Below are 21,112 nucleotides of genomic sequence, written 5' to 3' on the forward strand. Positions count from 1 at the left end.
TCCCCTCCTGCTGCGCACCATTCCCGACGTCAACGCTGAGCTAGCGTAGCGGCCATGACCGTGCCCGGGCCGCCGTCGGGGCGTTCCGCCTGGCGGGTCGGGGTGCCGCTCGTGCTGGCCATGGCCGGCCTGCTGTTCGCGATCACCGCGAACACCGCGCGTGGCACCAACCTGCGCTCCGCGGAGAACACCCGGTTGGTCGACCTGATCCGGGCCGCCGAGCAGCGCAACGACCGGGTCAGCGCCACCGGCGACCGGTTGCGCGCCGAGGTGGACCGACTCTCTGCCGGCGCGCAGGACCCCCAGGCGCAGCAGGTGCGTGCCGATGCCGACGCGATCGCTCCACTGGCCGGGCTCACGGCGCTGACCGGGACCGCGCTGACGGTCACCCTGGACGACGCCCCGCCCGCAGCGGCCGACCGCAGCTACCCCGGGCTGCCGCAGCCCACGCCGGACGACCTGGTGGTGCACCAGCAGGACCTGCAGGCGGTGGTCAATGCGTTGTGGTCCGGCGGTGCCAACGCCATCCAATTGATGGACCAACGGATCATCTCGACCAGCGCGGTGCGATGCGTGGGAAATGTGCTGATCCTGCAGGACAGGGTGTACTCCCCCCCATATTCGGTGACCGCCATCGGTGATCTGTCCCGTCTGTCCAACGCGCTGAAATCTTCCTCGGCGATTTCCAACTACCGGGACTATGTCGCCGCCTATGGTCTTGGGTATCGGGTGGTCAAGCATGCACGGCTGACCGTCCCGGCGTACTCGGGCACGCTCGATCTGCAGTACGCGTTGGAATCCACGGGGAACGAACCGAGCGCTTCGCCGACCAGGGGGAACGGTTGAGCACCATCATCACGGCGCGGCCTGCCGGGGTACCGCGCCCGCGGCGGACGTCTCCCGGTCGCGCCCTTGTGCACGTGGTCGGCGAGCTGATGATCACCGTCGGCGTGGTCATGCTGCTGCTGGTCGTCTATCAACTCTTCTGGACCAACATCGAGTCCAACCACAAGGCCCACCAGATCGAGTCGCAGCTGCGCGAACAGTGGACGCAGCCGCCGACCAAGGGCGCGAAGATCCCCGGCGACGCGATCGGGATCATGTACATCCAGCGGCTCGGCAAGACCTGGGAGAAGCCGATTGTCGAGGGTGTCGACCTCGACGACCTGGCCAAGGGTGTCGGCCACTTCATCGGCACCCAGGATCCCGGCGACGTCGGCAACTTCGCGGTGGCCGCGCACCGGGCCACGCATGGTGAGCCGTTCGCGAATCTGAACGAGATCCAGGTCGGCGACAAGATCGTGGTGGAGACCCGCACCGACTACTTCACCTACACCGTGGACAAGATGCCCGGTGGCTCGGCCGAGCACCCGGCCTGGAAGCTGGTCGACCCCAACTTCGGCGCGGTCGTGTTGCCGGTGCCGGAGAAGCCGGGCGCGGTGCCCACCAGGAAAGAAATCACGCTGGTCACCTGTAACCCACGGTGGGGCCACACCACCCGGCTGATCGTGTACGGGCACCTGACCGATGACGTGAAGAAGAGCTCGGGCCAGCAGCCCGCCGCACTCACCTACTTCAAAGGCTGAACCGATGTACGGATGGATCTGGCGGCACCTGCCGGGCAACACCCCGATGCGCACCATGCTGAGCGCCCTGCTGCTGGCGCTGGCGCTGTACCTGCTGTTCACCCAGTTCTTCCCGTGGCTGGACCCGAAGCTGCCGTTCAACCAGGTCGGCCCCGAGGGCGGAGCGACCACCCCGTAATCGCGGGGCGGTGCGGGCACCCGTCGGTTAGGTTTGCCGGCGTGACCCGCATCCTGGTCGTGGACAACTACGACAGCTTCGTGTTCAACCTCGTGCAGTACCTGCAGCAACTCGGCGCCGAGTGCGACGTCCGGCGCAACGACACCCTCGGCGTGGACGCAGCCGAGGACTTCGACGGGGTGTTGCTCTCGCCGGGCCCCGGCACGCCGGAGTCGGCCGGGGTGTGCATCGACATGGTGCGCCACGCCGCGACGGTCGGCGTCCCGCTGTTCGGGGTCTGCCTGGGCCTGCAGTCGATCGCCGTCGCCTACGGAGCAGTCGTCGACCGGGCCCCGGAACTGTTGCACGGCAAGACCAGCCTGGTGCGCCACGACGGGCTCGGCGTGCTGGCCGGCCTGCCCAACCCGTTCACCGCGACCCGCTACCACTCACTGGCGGTGGACCCGGCAACCGTGCCGGCCGAACTGGAGATCACCGCGCGCACCGATTCCGGTGTGGTGATGGGCGCGCGGCACCGGGTGCACGACGTCGAGGGCGTGCAGTTCCACCCCGAGTCGGTGCTCACCGAGGGCGGGCATCGCATGCTGGCGAACTGGTTGGTGCGCTGTGGTCACCCCGACGCCGTTGCTCGCTCGGCGGGCCTGGCGCCGGTGGTGGCCGGCAGTCAGTAGCCTCGACGACCCAGCGGTGGGGTCGCCGGACCGGGCTTGGCCGGCGCGGCCTGCGCCGGGTCCGGCTGCTGCACCGGCGGCGGAGGGTTCTGGATGCCGCAGAACGGCGGAGTGCAGTTGCTCGGCGCCGGCGAGGCACTCGGCTGCGGCTGGCCCGGCGTGGTCGGCTGCCCCGGTCCGGGCACGGGCTGTCCCGGCTCCGGGGCCTTGGCCACGATGATCGAGACAATGCCGCCCTGCGGGATGCGTTTGCCGGCGTTCGGCGTCTGGCTGAGCACGTAGCCGTCCGGTTGCTTGTCGGAGATCTGCTGACCGGCCTGCGGGACCTGGAAGCCGGCCTGGGTCAGTGTTGCGTACGCGGTCGCGTACGGCATGCCGACCACGTTGGGCACGTCGACCAGCGGGACGCCGTTGGACACCGTGAGGTCCACCTTGGTGCTCGGCGGCAGTGCCTTGCCCGCCGGCGGGTTCGCGGTCAACACCTCGCCATTGGGTCGGTCGGAGTTCTGCGGGGTGACCTTGCCCAGCGTCAACCGGGCGTTCTTGATCGCCTTCTTGGCCGCATCCAGCGGCAGTCCGACCAGATTGGGCACCACCGATTTCACCTCGCCCTGCGAGATGAAGATGTTGACGTGCGATCCGCTGGATACGGTCGACTTGCCGTCCGGGTCCTGGGAGATGACCAGGCCCTCGGAGACGTCGGGGGAGTTCTCGAAGGAGACCACGGGGTCCAGCCCCTTGGCCTTGAGCGCGTCCTCGGCTGCCTTCTGCTCCAGGCCGGTGACCACCGGAACCTCGATCTTCGACGCGGAGGAGCTGAACACGTTGTGACCCACGGTCAGACCCAGCACGGCCACCACGATCGCGGCCACCACCAGCGCCGCGATGGAGGCGTAGCGTCGACCGCGGCCGGTCTCCGGCGGCAGCGGGGGCATCGCGGTGGTGGTCGAGCCGACCCGTCGCACCTCGGTCGGCGCGTCGATCATCACGGTGGGTGCCTGCACCGCGCGGCCGTCCAGCGCCCGCTCGATGTCCTCGCGCATCTCCGCGGCGCTCTGGTAGCGGTTGTCCGCGTTCTTCGCCAACGACTTCATCACGATGGCGTCCATCGCCGGGGTGACCGCCGTGTCGATCTGCGACGGCGGCTTCGGGTTCTCCCGCACGTGCTGGTAGGCCACCGCGACCGGGGAGTCGCCGGTGAACGGCGGCACGCCGGTGAGCAGTTCGTAGAGCAGGCAGCCGGCGGAGTACAGGTCCGAGCGCGCGTCGGTCTTCTCGCCCTTGGCCTGCTCGGGCGACAGGTACTGCGCGGTGCCGATCACCGCGGCGGTGGCGGTCATCGTGGAGGACGCGTCGGCCACCGCGCGGGCGATGCCGAAGTCCATCACCTTGACCGTGCCGGCCCGGGTCAGCATCACGTTGCCGGGCTTGATGTCGCGGTGAACGATCCCGTTGTGGTGGCTGTAGTCCAGCGCCGCCAGGGTGCCCGCGGCGATCTCCATCGCCCGCTCGGGCAGCAGCTTGCGCCCGGAGTTGAGCAGCTCGCGCAGCGTCTGCCCGTCCACGTACTCCATGACGATGTAGGGCACCGGCATGCCGTCGGCGTAGTCCTCGCCGGTGTCGTAGACGGACACGATCGCCGGGTGGTTCAACGATGCCGCGGATTGCGCCTCGCGGCGAAACCGCGCCTGGAAGCTGGAGTCCAGGGCCAGGTCGGAACGCAGTGTCTTCACCGCGACGGTGCGACCAAGCCGGATATCCCGGCCCAGCCGCACTTCGGCCATCCCGCCGCGGCCGAGAACCTCGCTCAGCTCGTAGCGCTCCCCCAGGAGCCGAGCCTGCTCCATCACCGGTCGTTCCTTCCGCTGCTCAGCCATGAATACGTGCTGCCCCCCGGCGGCGGGTTGTACCTCGCCCCGCTGACGGCAGGTCCGACCACGCTGACCGTCACCGTTGCGCCGACCGGCACCGCTCCGTGCGGTGCGACGTCGGTCACCGTACCCGGCGCACCGCCGCCGACCACCTGACGACGCACGACCACCAAGCCCTGCGCGGTCAGGGCACGGGAAACCTCGGTGAACTGTCGGCCCAACAAGGCCGTCGGGTCGAGGGTCACCGCGTTCGGTCCGGCGGAGACCACGATGGAGATTGCCGAGTGGGTGGCCGCCCTGGTGCCCGCCGCGGGGGACTGGGTCAACACCACCCCGGCCGGTACCGACTCATCCACGGTGCGGGCCACCCGAATGTCGAAGCCGCCGGCCCGGATGACCTTGGTGGCGTCGTTCTCGGCGGTGCCGGCCACGGCGGGCACCACGGCAACCGCGGGACCGTCGTCGTCGTTCAGCCACAGCACGCTCAGACCGATCGCGGCCACCGCGATCGCGACGCCGAGGGCCACCGGGCGGTGCCCGGTCAACCATCCGGACTCCGCGGTGGCGCGGTGCCCGCGCCGGGGGGCGGCGCCCGCGGCGCGGTGTCGCCCCGCGGCGGATTCCTCCGGGCTGAGTTGGTTCGGAATGGCGGTTTCGCCGGTGCCCAGCACCACCGCCTCGGGCAGCGCGATCGCGCGCGGGTCGGGCGGGGCGGCCACCGCCACGGCCTGGGTGCGCCGGTGCCCGCCGAGCCGCGCGGAACGGGACGCGGCGCGACGCACCACGGCCGAGTCGGCCTGTGCGCCGATGGACCGGGCCACCTCGTCGGGGGTTGGCGTCCCGGCGGCCAACTCGATACGCAACGCCAACAGTTGATGGGCCAGGGCCTCCGCGGAGGCCGGGCGGTCGGCCGGGTCCTTGGCCAGCGCCCCGTCCAACACCCTCTGCACCGCGGGATGCAGACCGGGGATGGGCGGCGGTGTGGAGTTCAAATGCTCCATGGCCACCGACAGCGGGTTCTCCCCGATGAAAGGTCTACGCCCGGCCAGGCACTCGTAGAGCACCACGCCGAGGGCATAGACGTCCGAGGATGCCGAGGCCACCCCGCGGCCGTTGACCAGCTCCGGGGCCAGGTAGTGCGCGGTGCCCATCACCGTGCCGGTGCGGGTCAACGGCAGCGCGTCGCCCGCCCGGGCGATACCGAAGTCGGTGATCTTCACCGTCCAGGTCGGGGTGACCAGCAGGTTGGCGGGCTTCACGTCGCGGTGCACCACACCGCCCTCGTGGGCGGCGTGCAGCCCGCGGGCGGCCTGGGCGCACAGGTCCAATGCGCGGTCGCGGTCCAGCGCCCCGTCCCGCTCGATGATCTGGGACAGCGGCCGGCCGGGCACCAGCTCCATCACGATGAACGGCACCGTGGTGCGGGCCAGGGTGGCCTGCCCGAAGTCGTAGACCGCGGCGATGCCGGTGTGCACCAGAGCGGCGGTGTTGCGCGCCTCGTTACGGAAGCGCTCCAGGAACACCTGTTCGTCGGCGTACTCCGGACGCAACACCTTGACCGCCACCGGCCGGCCCAGCACCTCGTCGAAGGCGCGCCACACCTCGCCCATGCCGCCCCGGGCGATCCGCTCCACCAGGCGATAGCGGCCACCCAGCGCGGGCAGCGCGCCCTCGGGAGGTGTGGCCGTCATGGCAAAAGCTCCGGTTTGTCCGGGCCCGGGGCTACCGGGCGGTCAACAATCCAGGATCCCGCCGAGCGACCCGCCACGTTCGCGGTTCGACCGATTGCGCGCTCGGTTCGTGACGTCCTCACTGCCCCAGCACCGCCCGCATCACCGCGCGTGCAATCGGTGCGGCCAACAAGTTGCCGCCCACCTCGATCTGCCGGTCGCTGCCGCCGTTCTCCAGCACCACCGCAACGGCGATTGTCGGGTTCAACGCCGGGGCGAAGGAGACGAACCAGGCGTGTGGGTTCTTCCCGTTGCCCACCTGGGCGGTGCCGGTCTTGCCGGCCACCTGCACGCCGGAGATCTGCGCGTTGGTCGCGGTGCCGTTTTCCACCACCGAGACCATGATCTTGGTCAGCTCCGCGGCCACCTGCGGGGACATGGCCCGGCCCAACTCCTGCGGGTCGGTGCGGCTGAGCACGTCCAGGTCGCGGGCACGCAGTTCCTCGACCAGGTACGGGGCCATCAGCACGCCCTGATTGGCGATCGCCGCGGCCACCATCGCCATTTGCAGCGGGGTCGCCCGCACGTCGAACTGCCCGATCGCGGACTGCGCGGTCTGCGGAGCGTTCAGGTTGGACGGGAACACACTGCGGGCCACCGGCATCGGTACGGCGAGGCTCTCCCCGAAGCCGAATGCCTCGGCCTGGCGGCGCAGCGCGTCCTGGCCGAGGGCCATGCCGATCGCGCCGAACGTGGTGTTGCAGGACTTCTCCAGCGCGTGGGTGATCGTGGTCTTGTCGCTGCCCGGTGTGCAGGTGCCCTTGAAGTAGTTGGGCAGATCCACGCTGGTCTGCGGCAGGTTCAGCTTCTCCGGTCCGGGCACCGGCGAGGTCGGGGTGTACTGGCCCGAGGACAGCGCCGCGGCTGCGGTGACCAACTTGAAGGTGGAGCCGGGCGGGTAGGTCTGGCTCAGCGCCCGGTCCAGCAGCGGCGTCGCCTCATCGGTGGTGAGCTTGTCCCAGGCCTTGCGCACGGTGTCGCTGTCGTGCGCGGACAGGTCGTTGGGGTCATAGGACGGGGACGAGACCAACGCCAGGATCCGCCCGGTGGACGGCTCGATCGCGACCACCGCACCGCGCCGACCGTCCAGGCCCTTCCAAGCGGCCTCCTGTGCGGCGGCGTTGAGCGTCAGCGTGACGTCCCCGCCCTTGGTGCCCTCTTGAGTGAGCAGTTCGACGACCCGCTTGACGAACAACCGGTCGTCGGTGCCGGCCAGGATGCTGTTCTCGTAGCGCTCCACCCCGGTGGAGCCATAGATGTGGGAGTAATAGCCGGTGGCGAACGCGTACATCATCGCGTCGGAGTAGGTGCGCAGGTATTTCAGGACGTCGTCGGTGGCCTTGGAAATGACGATTGGCTCGTTGCCCACCAGGATCGCGCCGCGTTCCCGGTCGTACTCCTCCAACAGCACCCGACTGTTGCGTGGGTCGGTGCGGTAGTCGTTGGCCTTGATCACCTGCAGGAAGTTCAGGTTCAACAGCAGTACGACCATGAGCACGCCGCAGGCGACGGCGACGCGACGTAGCGGACGGTTCATCGCGCGCCTCCGAGCGGTAGCGAGGAGGCCATAGGCACGAGTTCGAGCGGTAGCGAGAGGGCAATCAACGCAGCACCATCGTTTCCGCTTCCTGGGTGGGCGGCAGTACCGGCGCGGGGCGGCGCGCGGTGTCGCTGATACGCAGCACGAGGGCGATCAACGCCCAGTTGGCCACCAGGGAGGAACCCCCGTAGGACAGGAACGGAGTGGTCAGACCGGTCAGCGGGATGAGTCGGGTGACGCCGCCGACCACCACGAACACCTGCAGGGTGACGATCACCGCGAGGCCCGCGGCGAGCAGCTTGCCGAAGGAGTCCCGCGCGGCCACCGCGGTGCGCAGCGTGCGGTGCACGATCACGGCGTAGATCAACAGAATCGCCATGGTCCCGGTCAGGCCGAGTTCCTCCCCTGCGGTGGCCATGATGAAGTCGGTCTTCGGGTAGGGCACCGTGCTTGGTCGGCCGTGACCCAGGCCGGTGCCCAGGATGCCGCCGGTGGCGAAGCCGAACAGCGACTGCACCAGCTGGTAGGAGCGGGAGCCGGAGTTCGCCGGGTCGAAGGCGTGCAGCCAGATGTCCACGCGCTCGTGCACGTGGCCGAACGCGTGGTAGGAGAAGTAGGCGCCGGCCATGAACAGGATCAGCCCGAAGAACAACCAGGAAACACGTTCGGTGGCGATGTAGAGCAGCACCACGAACACCCCGAAAAACAACAGCGAGGTGCCCAGGTCGTGCTCGGCGACCAGCAGCAGCAGACTGCCCCCCCAGGCCACGAGAATCGGGCCGAGGTCACGTCCGCGGGGCAGGTCGATGCCCAGGAACCGACGGCCCGCCAGCGCCAGAACGTCGCGTTTGACCACCAGGTAGCCGGCGAAGAACACGATCAGCGCGAGCTTGGCGAACTCACCGGGCTGGATGGAGAACCCGGCGAGGCGGACCCAGATACGCGCGCCGTTGACTTGGGAGTATCGCGCGGGCAGTACCGCGGGCAGGGCGAGCAGCACCAGACCGGCCGCGCCCAGGGTGTAGGTGTATCGCTGCAGCACGCGGTGGTCGCGCAGGGTCATCAGGACGCCGATGAACAACGCGATGCCGATCGCGGTCCAGACGAGTTGAACCCCGGAGTCGCCATGCGGGGTGAACGAGCCGATCTCCCGGCCCGCCTTCTTGTCGTCGAAGTCCAGCCGGTAGATCAGGGCCAGGCCCAGGCCGTTGAGCAGCACCACGCAGGGCAACAGCACCGGGTCGGCGTACCGGGCGAACTGACGCACCGCCAGGTGGGCGATGAACGCGTAGGCGCCGAGGGTCGCGGCGTAGCCGCCCAGGCCGCTGGGCCAGCGCCCGGCGACCCCGTAGCCGGCGTTGGCGTAGGCCGCCACCGAGATGCCCCAGGCGAAGACCAGCAGCACGAACTCGGTACCCCGGCGGGCCGGTAGCTCCTCGGGGGCGGCCATGGCGTTCATCCGGTCTCCCCCGAACAGCCGACTGCCGCAGGGGTTGGCTCCGGGCTGGGGGCGGTGCTGGGCTCGGAGATGTCCGTCGGGCTCGGGGAGGCGGTGGCCCGGCCGCTGCTCACCCCGGCGATCGGTTCCGTGGGCGTTGGTGACGGCGTCGCGGACGCAGCGGCCGCGGCCACGCCCGCAGCCGTCACGTTCGCCCGGTCTTGCCGGCAACTTGCCGCGGCCACCCGCAGTCGGGAGAGCACCTGGTGTGCCTCGTTCAGACTCGAGGCGAAGATCGAGTCCTGGACCTTGTCCCGGTCCAGCGTCGGCAGGTCGGACAGTGGCACTTCGGTGACTTCCACGCTGTGCGAAAGCGATTTGCCCAGCACCTGCTGGCGCAGCCCCTTGTAGATGGCGACCTGCCCGTTCTGCGCACCCACGTAGTACTGCGCCTGCGACCAGGCGTAACCCGCCCAGCCGACGGCGATCAACGCGACAACGACGCCGGCGATGAGCGCCCGCAACCACCAACCCTGCAGGCGCCGCCCGCCACTCTCGCGCAGCGCGGCCTGCGCGACGGGCAGCCCGGACAGGTCGATCTCCGAGGTGATCGGACCGCCCTGCTTGTATTTGCCGGCCGCGGCGCCCACCACCACCGGGTGGGTGGGGGACGGCTCCCCGACGTCGACCACGTCAGCCACCACGCAGGTGATGTTGTCCGGACCGCCCGCGCGCAGCGCGAGCTCGATCAGGGTGTCCGCGACGGTGGCCAGGTCATCGCCGGCCAGCGCCTCGGCGAGTTGGTCATCGGAAACCACGCCGGACAGGCCATCGCTGCAGACCAGGTAGCGGTCACCGAGCATTACCTCACGCACGGACAGGTCCGGCTCGGGGTTGCTGCGCCCGTCCAGGCAACGCAGCAGCAGCGAGCGCTGCGGGTGTACCGCGGCCTCGTCGGCGGTGATCCGTCCCTCGTCCTGCAGTTGCTGAACGAAAGTGTGGTCGTGGGTGATCTGCTGGATCTGACCGCCCCTCAGCAGATAGGCGCGCGAATCGCCGACGTGCACCAGGCCGAGCCGGCGACCGGACCACAGCACCGCGGTGAGCGTGGTGCCCATGCCGTCGAGTTGCGGGTGTTTCTCCACCATGTCGCTGATCGCCTCGTTGGCCTGATTCACCGCGCCGGCCAGGGCATCGAGCAACTCCGTGGACGGGACGTCGTCCTCCAGCGTGGCCAGCGTGGACAGCGCCACCGAACTGGCCACCTCGCCCGCCGCGTGCCCGCCCATGCCGTCGGCGACCGCGAGCAGGAACGGGCCGGCGTACCCGGAGTCCTCGTTGCCCTCGCGGATCAGCCCGACGTCGGAGCGGGCGACATAACGCAGCGCCAGAGTCATCCGGGCCCGTTACTTCCGCAGCTCAAAGGTCGTCTTGCCGATGCGGATCGCCACACCCAGCGGCACCGGGGTGGGTCCGAGCACCCGGTCCCGACCCAGGTACGTGCCGTTGGTGGAGCCCAGGTCCTCGACCAGCCACTGGCCGTTGGCCGGGTAGATGCGGGCGTGCCGGTTGGAGGCGTAGTCGTCATCGAGCACGAGCGTGGAGTCCGGGGCGCGGCCGAGGTTGACCGGTACGCCGTCGGTGAGGGTGACCGCGGTGCCGGACAGCGCCCCGGCAGTGACCACCAGTCGGGACGGGGTGCCGCGGCGTTGCTTGGGTTGCTTGGGCGGCTTCGGTTGCCGCGGCGGCGGGGCGACGGGGACCGGGCGGGCGCCGGTCGGCCGGGTGCCGAACAGGTCCGAGCGCATCACCGAGACCGTCGTGAGCACGAACAGCCACAGCACGGCAAGGAAGCCGAGCCGGATGACGGTGATGGTGAGTTCGGACACGGCGCCCCGGCCTACTCGGCGGGCTGCCGGTATACGAGCACGGTGTCGCCAATGCCGATGCACGCCCCGTCGTACAGCTCGGCCTTCCCGACCTGGGCGCCGTCCAGATGGGTGCCGTTGGTGGAGTCCAGGTCCACGATCAGGGCCGGCGGTCCGAGGTGGATCTCGGCATGCCGGCGGGACACGCCGGCATCGTCCACCCGCAGGTCGACCTGCGTGCCCCGGCCGAGGATGGTGATCGGGCGGGTCAGCGGATGTTGGTCCCCGTTCACCTCCAGGTATGGGGGCGCCGCCGGGGTCGGCGCCGGCTCCGGGCGCGGCTCGGCAATGACCTCGGTCTCCGCGCGGGCGTGCGAGGCGCGACGGGGGCGCGGGGGTTCGGCCTTTATCGGTTCCGGCGACTCCACCGCGGTCACGCTGGCCACCACGGTGCTCTTGATCCGGTGCACGCCGATGTCCAGGTCGGGCGCCTCGGTGAAGGTGACCTCGACGTCGCCGCGCAGTTGGTACTTCTGCTCCCGGGCGTGGTCGCGGACCACCTCGGCGAGTTCGATGCCGAGTGTCTCGGCGTACATGGCCAGGCGCTCGTAGTCGTGCGCGGACAGTTCCACGACGAACCGGTTGGGCACCAGCGTGGCGCCCTTTCCGACGATCGCCGCCCGGTCGTCGAGTTCCCGCTGCAGGGCGCTGGCGATCTCCACGGGCTGGACGTCGGCCTTGAAGGCCTTGGCGAAAGCGCCGCTGACCATGCCCTCGAGCCGGCGCTCGAAGCGCTGGAGAACTCCCACGTCCACCTCCCCTGGCGCGCGCCGGAATCCGGCGCGAGTCGAGTGCCCACAGTGCGCGCGACTTGTGCAGGGCCGATCGTATCGGCGCCGGGTGGTGCTGCCCCGGATCTGAGCCTTGCCCACAGGTCACAGAACGAACGGGCCGGGGCGTGATTTCCGCAGGGGTTTGGCTTGGTCCGAGCCCCATGTGGCTGGTGTTAGCCTGTCCCCCACACTCGCGCGGGTGGCGGAATAGGCAGACGCGCTGGATTCAGGTTCCAGTGCCCGCAAGGGCGTGGGGGTTCAACTCCCCCCTCGCGCACGGTACGAACATGGCCCCTGACCTGCATGAATAGGTCGGGGGCTGCGTTGTGCCGGTTGGGTGGGTCAGGAGCGCTCGGCCAGCACCGCGATGCCGGGGCCGGTGAGATCCCCAAGGGCGGCCTGGCGGCCGCCGGCCGCCAGCAGCAACGACATAACCGGGCCCTGCACCAGCGGCCCGGAGCCGACCCGGTAGTCGATATCGGTCGCGGTGAGGGTGAGCCCGGCGACCCTCTTGCGGCTGTGGATAACCGCCTGGCTTTTGGCGTAGAACGCGAGCGCGCGGGCCACCTGCTCGAGCGGGTAGTCCCGCTTGATCCCCAGTGGGCGGCGGATGTCCTCGCCGTGCACAAAGGCCTCGCCGAGCCACGTTTCCTTGGGCCCCGGCGGCGCGTTCGTCCGCCCCGACTCGGCGCGGAATGCGGCCAGCGTGGCTGCCGGGCCTTCCGCACCCTCGATGCGGACCTGCTTGCCGGCGAACCGGGCGAAATCGAAGCGGGCGGCGGCAATGTTCTTCAGGAACTTCGGCGGCGTCATCTTCGCCGCGGAGAGTTGGTGCGCCAGCACGTCGTGGATGGTCCACCCATCGCACAGCGACGGCGTGGCCCACTGCTCGGGCGTGAGGTCGGCCAGGTCGTCGGCGAGGGCGCGGCGTTCGGCATGGATTGTGGGCCAGATGCTCTCCGACACGGTGATCCTCCTCGATCGCCCGCATCATGGCACCACCCGGTCTGTGGTGGGCCTACGAGCGCCCGGGCAACCTGCGCCCGCTGCTCAAGGACCGCTGACCTCGGCCTCCAACCGCTTGCGGGCCTCGGCGAGAGCCTCAAGGCGCTCCGGGGTCTGTTCGGGCACCCGCAGCTCCATGTTCTCCAGGGTGTGCAGAACGATGCCGCAGACCATCGCGCGCATGGCGGGTTTGTCGTCGGCGGGGATGACGTACCACGGGGCGTACTTGGTGGAGGTCTGGCTGATCGCTTCTTCGTACGCATCCTGATACGCGTCGAAGAACTCGCGCTCGGCCAGGTCCGCGGTGGAGAACTTCCAGTTCTTCTCCGGATGCTCGAGGCGATCCAGCAACCGGCGGCGCTGCTCCTTGCGCGAGACGTGCAGGAAGAACTTCGCCACCGTCGTGCCGCTGCGCACCAGGTGATGCTCGAAGTTGTTGATGTCGGAGAAGCGGGCCTTCCACAGCCGGGCACCGGGCGGCGTGGCCTGCTCGGCCGCGAGTAGCTCCGGGTGCACCCGGACCACCAGCACGTCCTCGTAATATGACCGGTTGAACACGCCGATCAACCCGAGTTCGGGCAGCGCCTTCACGCTGCGCCACAGGAAGTCGTGGTGCAGCTCTTCCTGGGACGGTTGTTTGAACGAGGACACCCGGAATCCCTGCGGGTTCAGCGGGTCCAGCACCCGCTCGATCGTGCCGTCCTTCCCGGCCGCATCCATGCCCTGGAAGATCAGCAGCAGCGCCTTGCCGTGATCGGCGAACAACATCTCCTGCGCCTCGCGTAGCTCGGACTGCAACGCGGCGAGCCGTTCGTTGGTCGCGTCCTTGCCCTTGCCGGTCAACCAGTCCGCGGAGATTTCGTCGGTGCGGCGTTTGCCCAAATCGGCCGCGTCGCCGGGCGTCACCGCCAACTCCTTGATCGCCGATTTCGGCAACCGCACGTCCTTGCCCATGCACTGACCCTTCCACGCCGGCCGGGGACCACGCACGACCTACTCCGCGAACGAGGCATGTGGCAAGGTCGGCTTCGGTGGGTGAACGGCACCGAAATCAGCAACGAGAGGACCAACCATGCAGCTTCGTGGCCGTGATGTGCTGTTGCCGACGACGCAGGTCGGGTCGTACCCGCGGCCGATCTACATGCAGGGTCGGGTCTTCGACGTCGGCGCCGAGGCGCCGGAGTTCCCCAGCTACCGGACCCGTGAGCTCTACCGGGCCGCGGTCTCGGCGGTCGTGCACGACCAGGAGCGCATCGGTCTGGACATCGTCACCGACGGCGGGCAGCACTACGAGAACGAGACCGACTACGAGCTCTCCGAGCTGTTCCATTACCTGCCCAACCGGCTGGCGGGCATCCGTCCCTACGGCGATCGCGTCCAGGTCGGCAGCTACGACATGCCGATCTACAAGCCCACCATCGTCGGTGAGATCGGCTGGGTGCGTCCGGTGTTCAAGCCGGTCGCCGAGGCCACGCTGGACGCCACCGACGGCCCGGTGAAGATCAATACCGGGATGGGCCCGCTGACCATGGCGCTGCTGTCCACCGACACCTACTACAACGACCTGCCCGCGCTGGCGATGGCCTACGCGCGGGCCTACAACGCTGAGTTCTCCGACCTTGCCGCGCGCGGCGTGGATCAGATCCAGTTCTCCGAGGCCTACCCCGTCCTGTTCGCGTTGCTGGACCCGGCCGACTGGATGCTCGACGTCATCAACACCGCGCTGGACGGCGTGGACCTCTACAAGGTCGTGCACATGTGTTACGGCCACGAGGAGGGTCAGGCCGCAGTGCCCGACTCGGGGCCGATGGGTTCGAAGATCTTCCCCTGGGCGTTCGACATTCACGCCGACCAGCTGCACCTGGAGATGGCCAGCCAAAACTTCGAGGACACCAAGGCACTGGCCGCGTGGCCCGCGGACAAGGACCTGGGCATTGGCGCGGTCACCGTGAAGAACCTCAACGTTGATCCCACCGCGCGGATCGCCGACTGGATCCGGGCGACTATCGCTATGGTCCCGCCCGAGCGGGTGTGTATCTCCACCGACTGCTCGATCGCTTCGATGCGCCGCATCGTCGCGCAGAAGAAGCTGGGCTCGATGGTCGCGGCGCGGGACATCGTGCGCCGGGAACTCACCGGGTGAGCATCGTGCACCTGCCGTCCCGTTCCCCCACCGCGAGCGCCGACCCACTGCCCGGCGACATGCCCGAAGTCGCCCAGCTGCTCACCGATGCCGGATTCCTCGACGGGTTGAGCAGGGTGGCGGAAAAATACGGCATCCCGCCGGGCGCGGCGCCGAGCCAAGCGGGCGCGTGCCTGCGGGAGATGTCCGCCGTACACAATGCGCGGGTCAGTGAGCTGTGGCAGCGCGCCGGTCGGTGGATGATCCGCGGGTACGACGTGCTGGTCGACGACGACGGGCTGGCCGAGCTGCGTCGGCTGGACCGCAAGCACACACTGATCTTCCTGATCTCGCACCGCTCCTACCTGGACGAGTTCGTGCTGCCGGCCGCGCTGGTCAACGGCCACATGTCGCCGCTGTTCGGCATCGCGGGCGGCAACCTGAACTTCTTTCCGCTGGGCGATCTGGCCCGCCGCAACGGAATCGTGCACGTGCGCCGGGACACCTCCGACGCACCGATCTATCGGTATGCGCTGCGTTCGTTCATCGGACAGCTGGTGGCCAACAAGCACAACCTGTGCTGGTCCATCGAGGGTGGCCGGACCCGCACCGGCAAGCTGCGCCCGCCGCGCTACGGACTGCTGCGGTACGTGGCCGATGCGGTCGACGCGATCCCGGACGCTGACCCCCTGCTGGTCCCGGTGTCGCTGATGTACGACCAACTTCCGGTGCACGAGGTGTCCCGAATGGCCTCGGAGGCCCGGGGGCGCGCCAAGGAGGCGGAGAACCTGCGCTGGTTGGTCTCCTACGCCGCCGGGCTGAAAGAACGCCGCGGGCGGATCTACCTGGACTTCGGGGTGCCGCTGCCGCTGCGCGCCCGGTTGGACGAACTGCGCGCGGAATCGGTGACGCAGAATCAGGTGGAGCGGGTGGCGTTGGACGTCTGCCATCGACTGAACGCGGCCACCCCGATCACCCCGACCGCGGCGGTGTGCATCGCATTGCTGGCCCAGGACCGGGCGTTGACCCTGGACGAGGTGCTGGCCACGGTTCGTCCGCTGGCCGACTACGTCGCCACCCGGCATTGGCCGGTGGCCGGTGCGGCGAACCTGGCGGACCGGTCCACGCTGCGCTGGGCGTTGCGGGAGCTGGTGCGCTCCGGGGTGCTCACCGAGTACAGCGGCGGCACCGAGACGGTGTGGCGGGTCGGGCGCGACCAGCATCTGATCGCCGCGGTGTACCGCAACAGCGTGCTGCACGTGCTGCTCATGCGCGCGGTCGGCGAGCTGGCGCTGCTGGCCGTGGCCGAGGGCCGGGTGCAGGGCGCGACCGGTGGGCTGGGCGTGGCCACCAGGCTGCGCGAGCTGTTGAAGTTCGAGTTCTTCTTTGCCCAACGCGGCGGCTTCGTCGCCGACCTGCGCCGCGAGATCGAGATCCTGGCCGGGGACGTCGAGGAGTTCGAGGACCTGACGGCGGATCAGGCCGAGACATGGTTGGGTAAGTCGCGGCTGATGGTGTCCCCGCTGGTGCTCCGGCCGTACCTGGACGCCTACCGGGTGGTGGCCCGGTGCCTGGCCGATCTGAACGAGGAACCCGCCGATGAGGCCGAGCTGGTTTCCGCCGCGCTGGGCATCGGGCACCAGTGGGCGATGCAGCGCACGCTGGCCAACGAGGAATCGGTGTCCGGGGAGATGTTCACCACCGCGCTGAAGCTGGCCGCGCACCGCAACCTGCTCACCGCCGATGCACCGGAGCTGGCCGAGCGTCGGCGGCAGTTCGCAGAGGAGATCGAGGAGTTCGCGGCGGCCATTCGCCGGGTGACCGCGCGGCGCCCGGAACAGGAGGTCTGACGTGGCGGCGGAGCCGGGCGTGACGCGGCTCATCGAAGAGATCCGGGCCGGTGCGCGCGGGCCGAAGCTCGGCGCGATCTTCGACTTCGACGGCACGCTCATCGACGGGTATTCCGCGGCGACGCTGTACCAGTACCGGCTGCTGCACGGCGATCTCGGACCGTTCGAGATGTGGCGCACCATCCAACGCATGCGCGGTCCGACGCTGGACGAGGACGGCTTTGTCGAGTTGGTGCACGACGGTCTGAAGAGCTGGAACGGTCGGTCCTGGGAGGACTTCCTCGCGGTGGGTCGCGAGCTGTGCTGCGGCACCGCGGGTGGGTTCATCGGCAACCTGTTCCACGACGCCTGGCGTTTGGTGCGCGCGCACAAGGCCATGGGTCACACCGTGGTGATCGCGACCTCGGCCACCGAGATGCAGGTCGCGCCGCTGGCCGAACAGCTCGAGGTGCCGCACGTGTTGTGCACCCGGCTGGAGGTGGTGGACGGCCTGCTCACCGGCCGGGTTGCGGGCCGCACGCTGTGGGGCGCCGGGAAGATCGCCGCGGTGAAGGAGTTTGCCGACGCGCACGATATCGATCTGACGCTCAGTCACGCTTACGCGAATGGCGACGAGGACGTGCCGCTGTTGGCCGCGGTCGGAGAGCCGCACCCGGTGAACCCACAGCCGGAGTTGGCGGTGGCCGCTGCCGCGGCGGGATGGACCCCGTTGCGGTTCGACTCCGGGAAGGCCGGCCGGCTGGACGTCCGCCCGGCGCTGCGCACCGCGACGCTGTTCGGCACGTTCTTCGGCGCCGCGGGCGCCGGGGCGGCCTTGGGTCTGCTCAATCGCAGTCGCCGCGCCGGGGTGGACGTGGCGGGCACCTTCTTCGACGCCTTCGCCGGGCCGCTCACCGGCATTGACGTCAAAGTGATCGGCCAGGAGAACGCCTGGGCGGCGCGTCCCGCCGTGTTCCTGATCAACCACCAGAGTCACCTCGTCGACTTCCTGGCCACGGTGCATGTGCTGCGTCGCGGCTTCACCGCGGTGGCCAAGGCCGAGGTCAAATCGATGCCGTTGGTCGGTCCGCTGTTCGACCTGGCGGGCGTCGCGTTCCTGGACCGTTCGGACCGGGACAAGGCCATCGAGGCGCTGGGCCCGGCGTTGGACAAGCTGCGCGAAGGCACCTCGATCGTCGTCGCCCCGGAGGGCACCCGCTCGCTGACCCCACTGCCGGGGCCGTTCAAGAAGGGCGGGTTCCACCTGGCCATGCAGGCCGGGGTGCCGATCGTGCCGGTCGTCATTCGGAATGCCGGTGAGCTGATGTGGCGGCGGGCGCGCACTGTGCGGTCCGGCACCGTCGAGGTCGCGGTGCTGCCGCCGATCCCGACCGTCGGCTGGACCAAGCAGGACCTCGACGAGCACGTGGATGCCGTCCGGCAGTTGTACATCGACACCTTGGAGAACTGGCCGTCATGACCACCTACCTGCCCGCTGCCGGTGCCACGCACGAGGTCGACAACCAGCCGCCGCCGCTCGCCCCGTACGACGCGTCAGCGGACATCGCGTTGCTGGAGGCGTTGCGGCGCGAGGGTGGCGCCTGGGCCGAGCCGGACATCCGGCGGGTGGGACGGCTGGCCGGCAGCGAGGAAGCACAGGAGTGGGCCGATCTCGCCAACCGCAACGAGCCCGTCCTGCGCACCCACGACCGGTTCGGCAACCGGATCGACGAGGTGGATTTCCACCCGGCGTGGCATCACCTGATGCGGGTGGCGGTGGCCGAAGGACTCGGCGGTAGCGCCTGGACCGAGAGCAAACCCGCGGCGCACGTGGTCCGTTTCGCCACCGCGCTGACGTGGGATCACACCGAACTCGGGCACGCCTGTCCGATGGCGATGACCTATGCGGTGATCCCGGCGCTGCGCAAGGAGCCCGCGTTGGCCGCGCAGTACGAGGCGTTGTTGGGCAGCCGGGTCTACGACCCGGGTCTGCGTTTGCCGACGGAGAAGCGCGGCCTGCTCGCGGGCATGGGCATGACCGAGAAGCAGGGTGGCTCGGATGTGCGGGCCAACACCACGGTGGCCACGCCCACTGGTGAGGAGGGTGTCTATCTGCTGCGCGGGCACAAGTGGTTCACCTCGGCGCCGATGTGCGACCTGTTCCTGGTGCTGGCGCAGGCTCCGGACGGGTTGACCTGTTTCCTGGTGCCGCGGGTGTTGCCGGATGGTTCCCGCAACCCGTTCCGGATTCAGCGGTTGAAGGACAAGCTCGGGAACCGATCGAACGCGTCGAGTGAGCCGGAGTTCGACGGCACGCTGGCCCGACGGGTGGGGCCGGAAGGCCGTGGCGTCAAGACCATCATCGAGATGGTCAATTGCACGCGGTTGGACTGCATCAGCGGTTCGGCGACGCTGATGCGTAAGTCGTTGGTGGAGGCAGCGCACCATGTGCGACACCGTCGCGCGTTCGGGACGTTGTTGATCGATGCGCCGTTGATGCGCAATGTCTTGGCGGATTTGGCGTTGGAGTCCGAGGCGGCGACGGTGTTGACGTTGCGGTTGGCGGGGGCGACGGATCGGGCGATGGCCGGGGATGCGCAGGAGGCGTTGTTCCGGCGGATCGGGACGGCGGTGGGGAAGTACTGGGTGACCAAGCGGACGCCGCCGTTCACCGCGGAGGCGTTGGAATGCCTCGGTGGTAACGGATATGTCGAAGAGAGCGGGATGCCGCGGATTTATCGCGAGGCGCCGTTGAACTCGATCTGGGAGGGGTCGGGGAACGTCAACGCGTTGGATGTGTTGCGGGCGTTGGGGCGGGAGCCGGAGACGGCGGAGGCGTTTCTCGCGGAGTTGGAGTTGGCGCGGGGCGGGAACGGATACCTGGACGAGGAAATGACGGGGATCCGGGAGCATCTGGTCGCCGGGAATCACCTGGATACGCAGGCCCGGCGCGGTGTGGAGATTATGGCGGTGGCGCTGCAGGCGTCGCTGTTGGTGCGGTACGCGCCGAGTGCGGTGGCGGATGCGTTTTGTGAGACGCGGATCGGGCGGCGGGGCGGGTTGGCGTTCGGGACGTTGCCCTTGTCTGCCGACGTGAACGCGATCCTCGAGCGGGCTGTGGTGGCCTGAGTTCTCTGGTTGCCTGACGCGACTGTTAGTACGGCCTGGAGGTGGGGGGCGGGCGGGGTCTGCGTCACGGGTGCGGGCGGTCGGGGCGACGGGGGTCGAACAAAGATTCGAGTAATACTAAAATATTGCTTACAGGGTGACGATGCCGTGAGAAAATAAGTCATGTTCATCGACCGGGGGGACGACCCGCGGCACAGCGGCGGCGGCGGCGGCCGTTCGGGCGCGGCCGGGGTTGATCATCTGGGCGAGATCGCCCGGTTGGACGTCGAGATCGCGAAGTTGCAGGGCCGCCAGTTGGTGCACATGGCCGCCCAGGTCGCCGCGGTGGAGCAATCAGACCGCCACCTGCACACCTTGAATCCGCTCAAGTCCGCCTACGCCGAGATCAACCTGATGCTCAACGCCTCGGGCCGGCACGCGGACGATCGCATCGGCGCGGCGTGCGCGATGGCCACCGACTGCCCGCGCACCCTGGCCGCGGTGTGCACCGGGGAGATCACCGAGTACCGCGCGATCGTCATCCTGGACCAGACCTGCGGATTGCGTGGTGCCGAACGCGCCGCGGGCGAGGCCGAGGCGCTGGGGGTGGCCGCGGGACTGACCCCGGCGCGGTTGCGCGAGAAGGTGCAGCGCATCGTGGCCCGGATCAACCCCGGCGCAGTGATCAAGCGGCGGCAGGCCGAACGCAGCAAGCGCAACGTCTCTGTCTATCCCCAACCCGATGGCATGGCCACCCTGGTCGCCTATCTGACCGCGGAGGACGCGCACGAGATCTTCGGGGTCATCGACACCGCCGCCCGCGGGGCCAAAACCCCGGGTGATGAGCGCAGCATCGAGGGGCGCCGCGCCGATGCCCTGCACGATCTGATCTGCGCACCGAGCACCGGTGAGAAACGCGTTGGTTGGCACGCGCAGATCCTCATCCCGCTCGGCACGGTGCTCGGCTTGAACGGGGAACCCGGCTACCTACCCGGCTACGGGCCCATCCCCGCCGAGATCTGCCGAGAACTCGCCGCGGATGCCACCTGGCGGCGGATCCTCACCGACCCGGTCACCAACACCACCCTGGATGTTGCACCCAAGCGTTACCGCCCCGGCGCGCGGCTGTCCGAGCTCATCCACACCCGCGACAAAACCTGCCGTTGGCCCGGCTGCAACCGCACCCGCGTCGAAACCGACCACACCATCCGACGCGAACACGGCGGACTGACCGTGCGGGCCAACCTCGGTGACTTCTGCACCCACCACCACCAACTCAAGGACGCACCCGGCTGGAAGGTCTACCAGGACCCCGACGGGAACTTCACCTTCA

Annotated in this window: 18 protein-coding genes and 1 tRNA gene; 10 read left to right on the top strand and 9 right to left on the bottom strand. The window is 69.2% G+C overall.

The genetic code is table 11. The features are described from left to right. Positions 1 to 54 precede the first annotated feature (54 nt). The 4 genes from VGJ14_03635 to VGJ14_03650 are packed head-to-tail and all read left to right on the top strand — an operon-like array spanning position 55 to position 2,435. Complete coding sequence (locus VGJ14_03635; protein HEY2831491.1) at positions 55 to 846, top strand: DUF881 domain-containing protein; 792 nt, start codon at positions 55 to 57, stop codon at positions 844 to 846. After that, the gene (locus VGJ14_03640; protein HEY2831492.1) at positions 843 to 1,586 is read left to right on the top strand and encodes a class E sortase; all 744 of its coding nucleotides are present in this window, start codon (positions 843 to 845) and stop codon (positions 1,584 to 1,586) included. The genes VGJ14_03635 and VGJ14_03640 overlap by 4 nt, the downstream gene beginning before the upstream one ends. A 4-nt stretch (positions 1,587 to 1,590) precedes the next feature. Further along, complete coding sequence (locus tag VGJ14_03645; protein HEY2831493.1) at positions 1,591 to 1,764, top strand: hypothetical protein; 174 nt, start codon at positions 1,591 to 1,593, stop codon at positions 1,762 to 1,764. A gap of 41 nt (positions 1,765 to 1,805) precedes the next feature. After that, on the top strand, positions 1,806 to 2,435 hold the full coding sequence (locus VGJ14_03650; protein ID HEY2831494.1) for an aminodeoxychorismate/anthranilate synthase component II: 630 nt from the start codon (positions 1,806 to 1,808) through the stop codon (positions 2,433 to 2,435). Here the strand turns inward: VGJ14_03650 and pknB are convergent. The 7 genes from pknB to VGJ14_03685 all read right to left on the bottom strand — a co-directional run bounded on the left by pknB (position 2,429) and on the right by VGJ14_03685 (position 11,691). Then, positions 2,429 to 4,312, bottom strand: a complete 1,884-nt coding sequence (gene pknB / locus VGJ14_03655) for a Stk1 family PASTA domain-containing Ser/Thr kinase (protein HEY2831495.1) — start codon at positions 4,310 to 4,312, stop codon at positions 2,429 to 2,431. The two genes, VGJ14_03650 and pknB, sit on opposite strands and share 7 nt — an antisense overlap. Continuing rightward, positions 4,282 to 5,997, bottom strand: a complete 1,716-nt coding sequence (locus VGJ14_03660; GenBank protein HEY2831496.1) for a protein kinase — start codon at positions 5,995 to 5,997, stop codon at positions 4,282 to 4,284. Before VGJ14_03660 ends, pknB begins: the two co-directional genes overlap by 31 nt. 118 nt (positions 5,998 to 6,115) lie before the next feature. After that, positions 6,116 to 7,573 carry a penicillin-binding protein 2 gene (locus tag VGJ14_03665; GenBank protein HEY2831497.1) on the bottom strand — a complete coding sequence of 486 codons (1,458 nt, stop codon included), beginning with the start codon at positions 7,571 to 7,573 and terminating at the stop codon, positions 6,116 to 6,118. A gap of 64 nt (positions 7,574 to 7,637) precedes the next feature. Further along, entirely contained in the window at positions 7,638 to 9,035 is a 1,398-nt protein-coding gene (locus tag VGJ14_03670) for an FtsW/RodA/SpoVE family cell cycle protein (protein HEY2831498.1), read from the bottom strand. Then, on the bottom strand, positions 9,032 to 10,411 hold the full coding sequence (locus tag VGJ14_03675; GenBank protein ID HEY2831499.1) for a PP2C family serine/threonine-protein phosphatase: 1,380 nt from the start codon (positions 10,409 to 10,411) through the stop codon (positions 9,032 to 9,034). Before VGJ14_03675 ends, VGJ14_03670 begins: the two co-directional genes overlap by 4 nt. 9 nt (positions 10,412 to 10,420) lie before the next feature. Beyond that, a complete protein-coding gene (locus VGJ14_03680) occupies positions 10,421 to 10,903 on the bottom strand; it encodes an FHA domain-containing protein (protein HEY2831500.1) in 483 nt (160 codons plus the stop codon). A gap of 11 nt (positions 10,904 to 10,914) precedes the next feature. Continuing rightward, positions 10,915 to 11,691: a DUF3662 and FHA domain-containing protein gene (locus VGJ14_03685; GenBank protein ID HEY2831501.1), complete on the bottom strand. Its 777-nt coding sequence runs from the start codon at positions 11,689 to 11,691 to the stop codon at positions 10,915 to 10,917. A 217-nt stretch (positions 11,692 to 11,908) separates the two neighbouring features. Between VGJ14_03685 and VGJ14_03690 the strand changes: the two genes are divergently transcribed. After that, positions 11,909 to 11,992: transfer RNA gene (locus VGJ14_03690), tRNA-Leu, on the top strand. 65 nt (positions 11,993 to 12,057) lie between these two features. Here VGJ14_03690 and VGJ14_03695 read toward each other — a convergent pair. Then, positions 12,058 to 12,681, bottom strand: a complete 624-nt coding sequence (locus tag VGJ14_03695) for a maleylpyruvate isomerase family mycothiol-dependent enzyme (protein ID HEY2831502.1) — start codon at positions 12,679 to 12,681, stop codon at positions 12,058 to 12,060. 84 nt (positions 12,682 to 12,765) lie between these two features. Further along, positions 12,766 to 13,674, bottom strand: coding sequence for a PPK2 family polyphosphate kinase (locus tag VGJ14_03700; protein ID HEY2831503.1), 909 nt, complete (start codon positions 13,672 to 13,674; stop codon positions 12,766 to 12,768). Between the two features lie 118 nt (positions 13,675 to 13,792). Between VGJ14_03700 and VGJ14_03705 the strand changes: the two genes are divergently transcribed. The 5 genes from VGJ14_03705 to VGJ14_03725 all read left to right on the top strand — a co-directional run. Continuing rightward, positions 13,793 to 14,863, top strand: coding sequence for a hypothetical protein (locus tag VGJ14_03705; protein ID HEY2831504.1), 1,071 nt, complete (start codon positions 13,793 to 13,795; stop codon positions 14,861 to 14,863). Next, positions 14,860 to 16,692, top strand: coding sequence for a 1-acyl-sn-glycerol-3-phosphate acyltransferase (locus VGJ14_03710; GenBank protein HEY2831505.1), 1,833 nt, complete (start codon positions 14,860 to 14,862; stop codon positions 16,690 to 16,692). Before VGJ14_03705 ends, VGJ14_03710 begins: the two co-directional genes overlap by 4 nt. A 1-nt stretch (position 16,693) precedes the next feature. Then, positions 16,694 to 18,151: an HAD-IB family hydrolase gene (locus VGJ14_03715; GenBank protein ID HEY2831506.1), complete on the top strand. Its 1,458-nt coding sequence runs from the start codon at positions 16,694 to 16,696 to the stop codon at positions 18,149 to 18,151. After that, on the top strand, positions 18,148 to 19,800 hold the full coding sequence (locus VGJ14_03720) for an acyl-CoA dehydrogenase family protein (GenBank protein ID HEY2831507.1): 1,653 nt from the start codon (positions 18,148 to 18,150) through the stop codon (positions 19,798 to 19,800). The genes VGJ14_03715 and VGJ14_03720 overlap by 4 nt, the downstream gene beginning before the upstream one ends. Before the next feature lie 162 nt (positions 19,801 to 19,962). Further along, positions 19,963 to 21,112 (top strand): DUF222 domain-containing protein (locus VGJ14_03725; protein ID HEY2831508.1); only part of this gene is annotated, 1,150 nt, incomplete at its 3' end.

This window comes from Sporichthyaceae bacterium (assembly GCA_036493475.1).
GTDB lineage: Bacteria > Actinomycetota > Actinomycetes > Sporichthyales > Sporichthyaceae > DASQPJ01.

Bases quoted from the DNA above. Each gene is read 5' to 3' on its own strand.
- VGJ14_03660 (HEY2831496.1), bottom strand. From the start codon at position 5,997: ATGACGGCCACACCTCCCGAGGGCGCGCTGCCCGCGCTGGGTGGCCGC.
- VGJ14_03720 (HEY2831507.1), top strand. From the start codon at position 18,148: ATGACCACCTACCTGCCCGCTGCCGGTGCCACGCACGAGGTCGACAAC.
- VGJ14_03635 (HEY2831491.1), top strand. From the start codon at position 55: ATGACCGTGCCCGGGCCGCCGTCGGGGCGTTCCGCCTGGCGGGTCGGG.
- VGJ14_03675 (HEY2831499.1), bottom strand. From the start codon at position 10,411: ATGACTCTGGCGCTGCGTTATGTCGCCCGCTCCGACGTCGGGCTGATC.
- VGJ14_03665 (HEY2831497.1), bottom strand. From the start codon at position 7,573: ATGAACCGTCCGCTACGTCGCGTCGCCGTCGCCTGCGGCGTGCTCATG.
- VGJ14_03700 (HEY2831503.1), bottom strand. From the start codon at position 13,674: ATGGGCAAGGACGTGCGGTTGCCGAAATCGGCGATCAAGGAGTTGGCG.
- VGJ14_03670 (HEY2831498.1), bottom strand. From the start codon at position 9,035: ATGAACGCCATGGCCGCCCCCGAGGAGCTACCGGCCCGCCGGGGTACC.
- pknB (HEY2831495.1), bottom strand. From the start codon at position 4,312: ATGGCTGAGCAGCGGAAGGAACGACCGGTGATGGAGCAGGCTCGGCTC.
- VGJ14_03705 (HEY2831504.1), top strand. From the start codon at position 13,793: ATGCAGCTTCGTGGCCGTGATGTGCTGTTGCCGACGACGCAGGTCGGG.
- VGJ14_03645 (HEY2831493.1), top strand. From the start codon at position 1,591: ATGTACGGATGGATCTGGCGGCACCTGCCGGGCAACACCCCGATGCGC.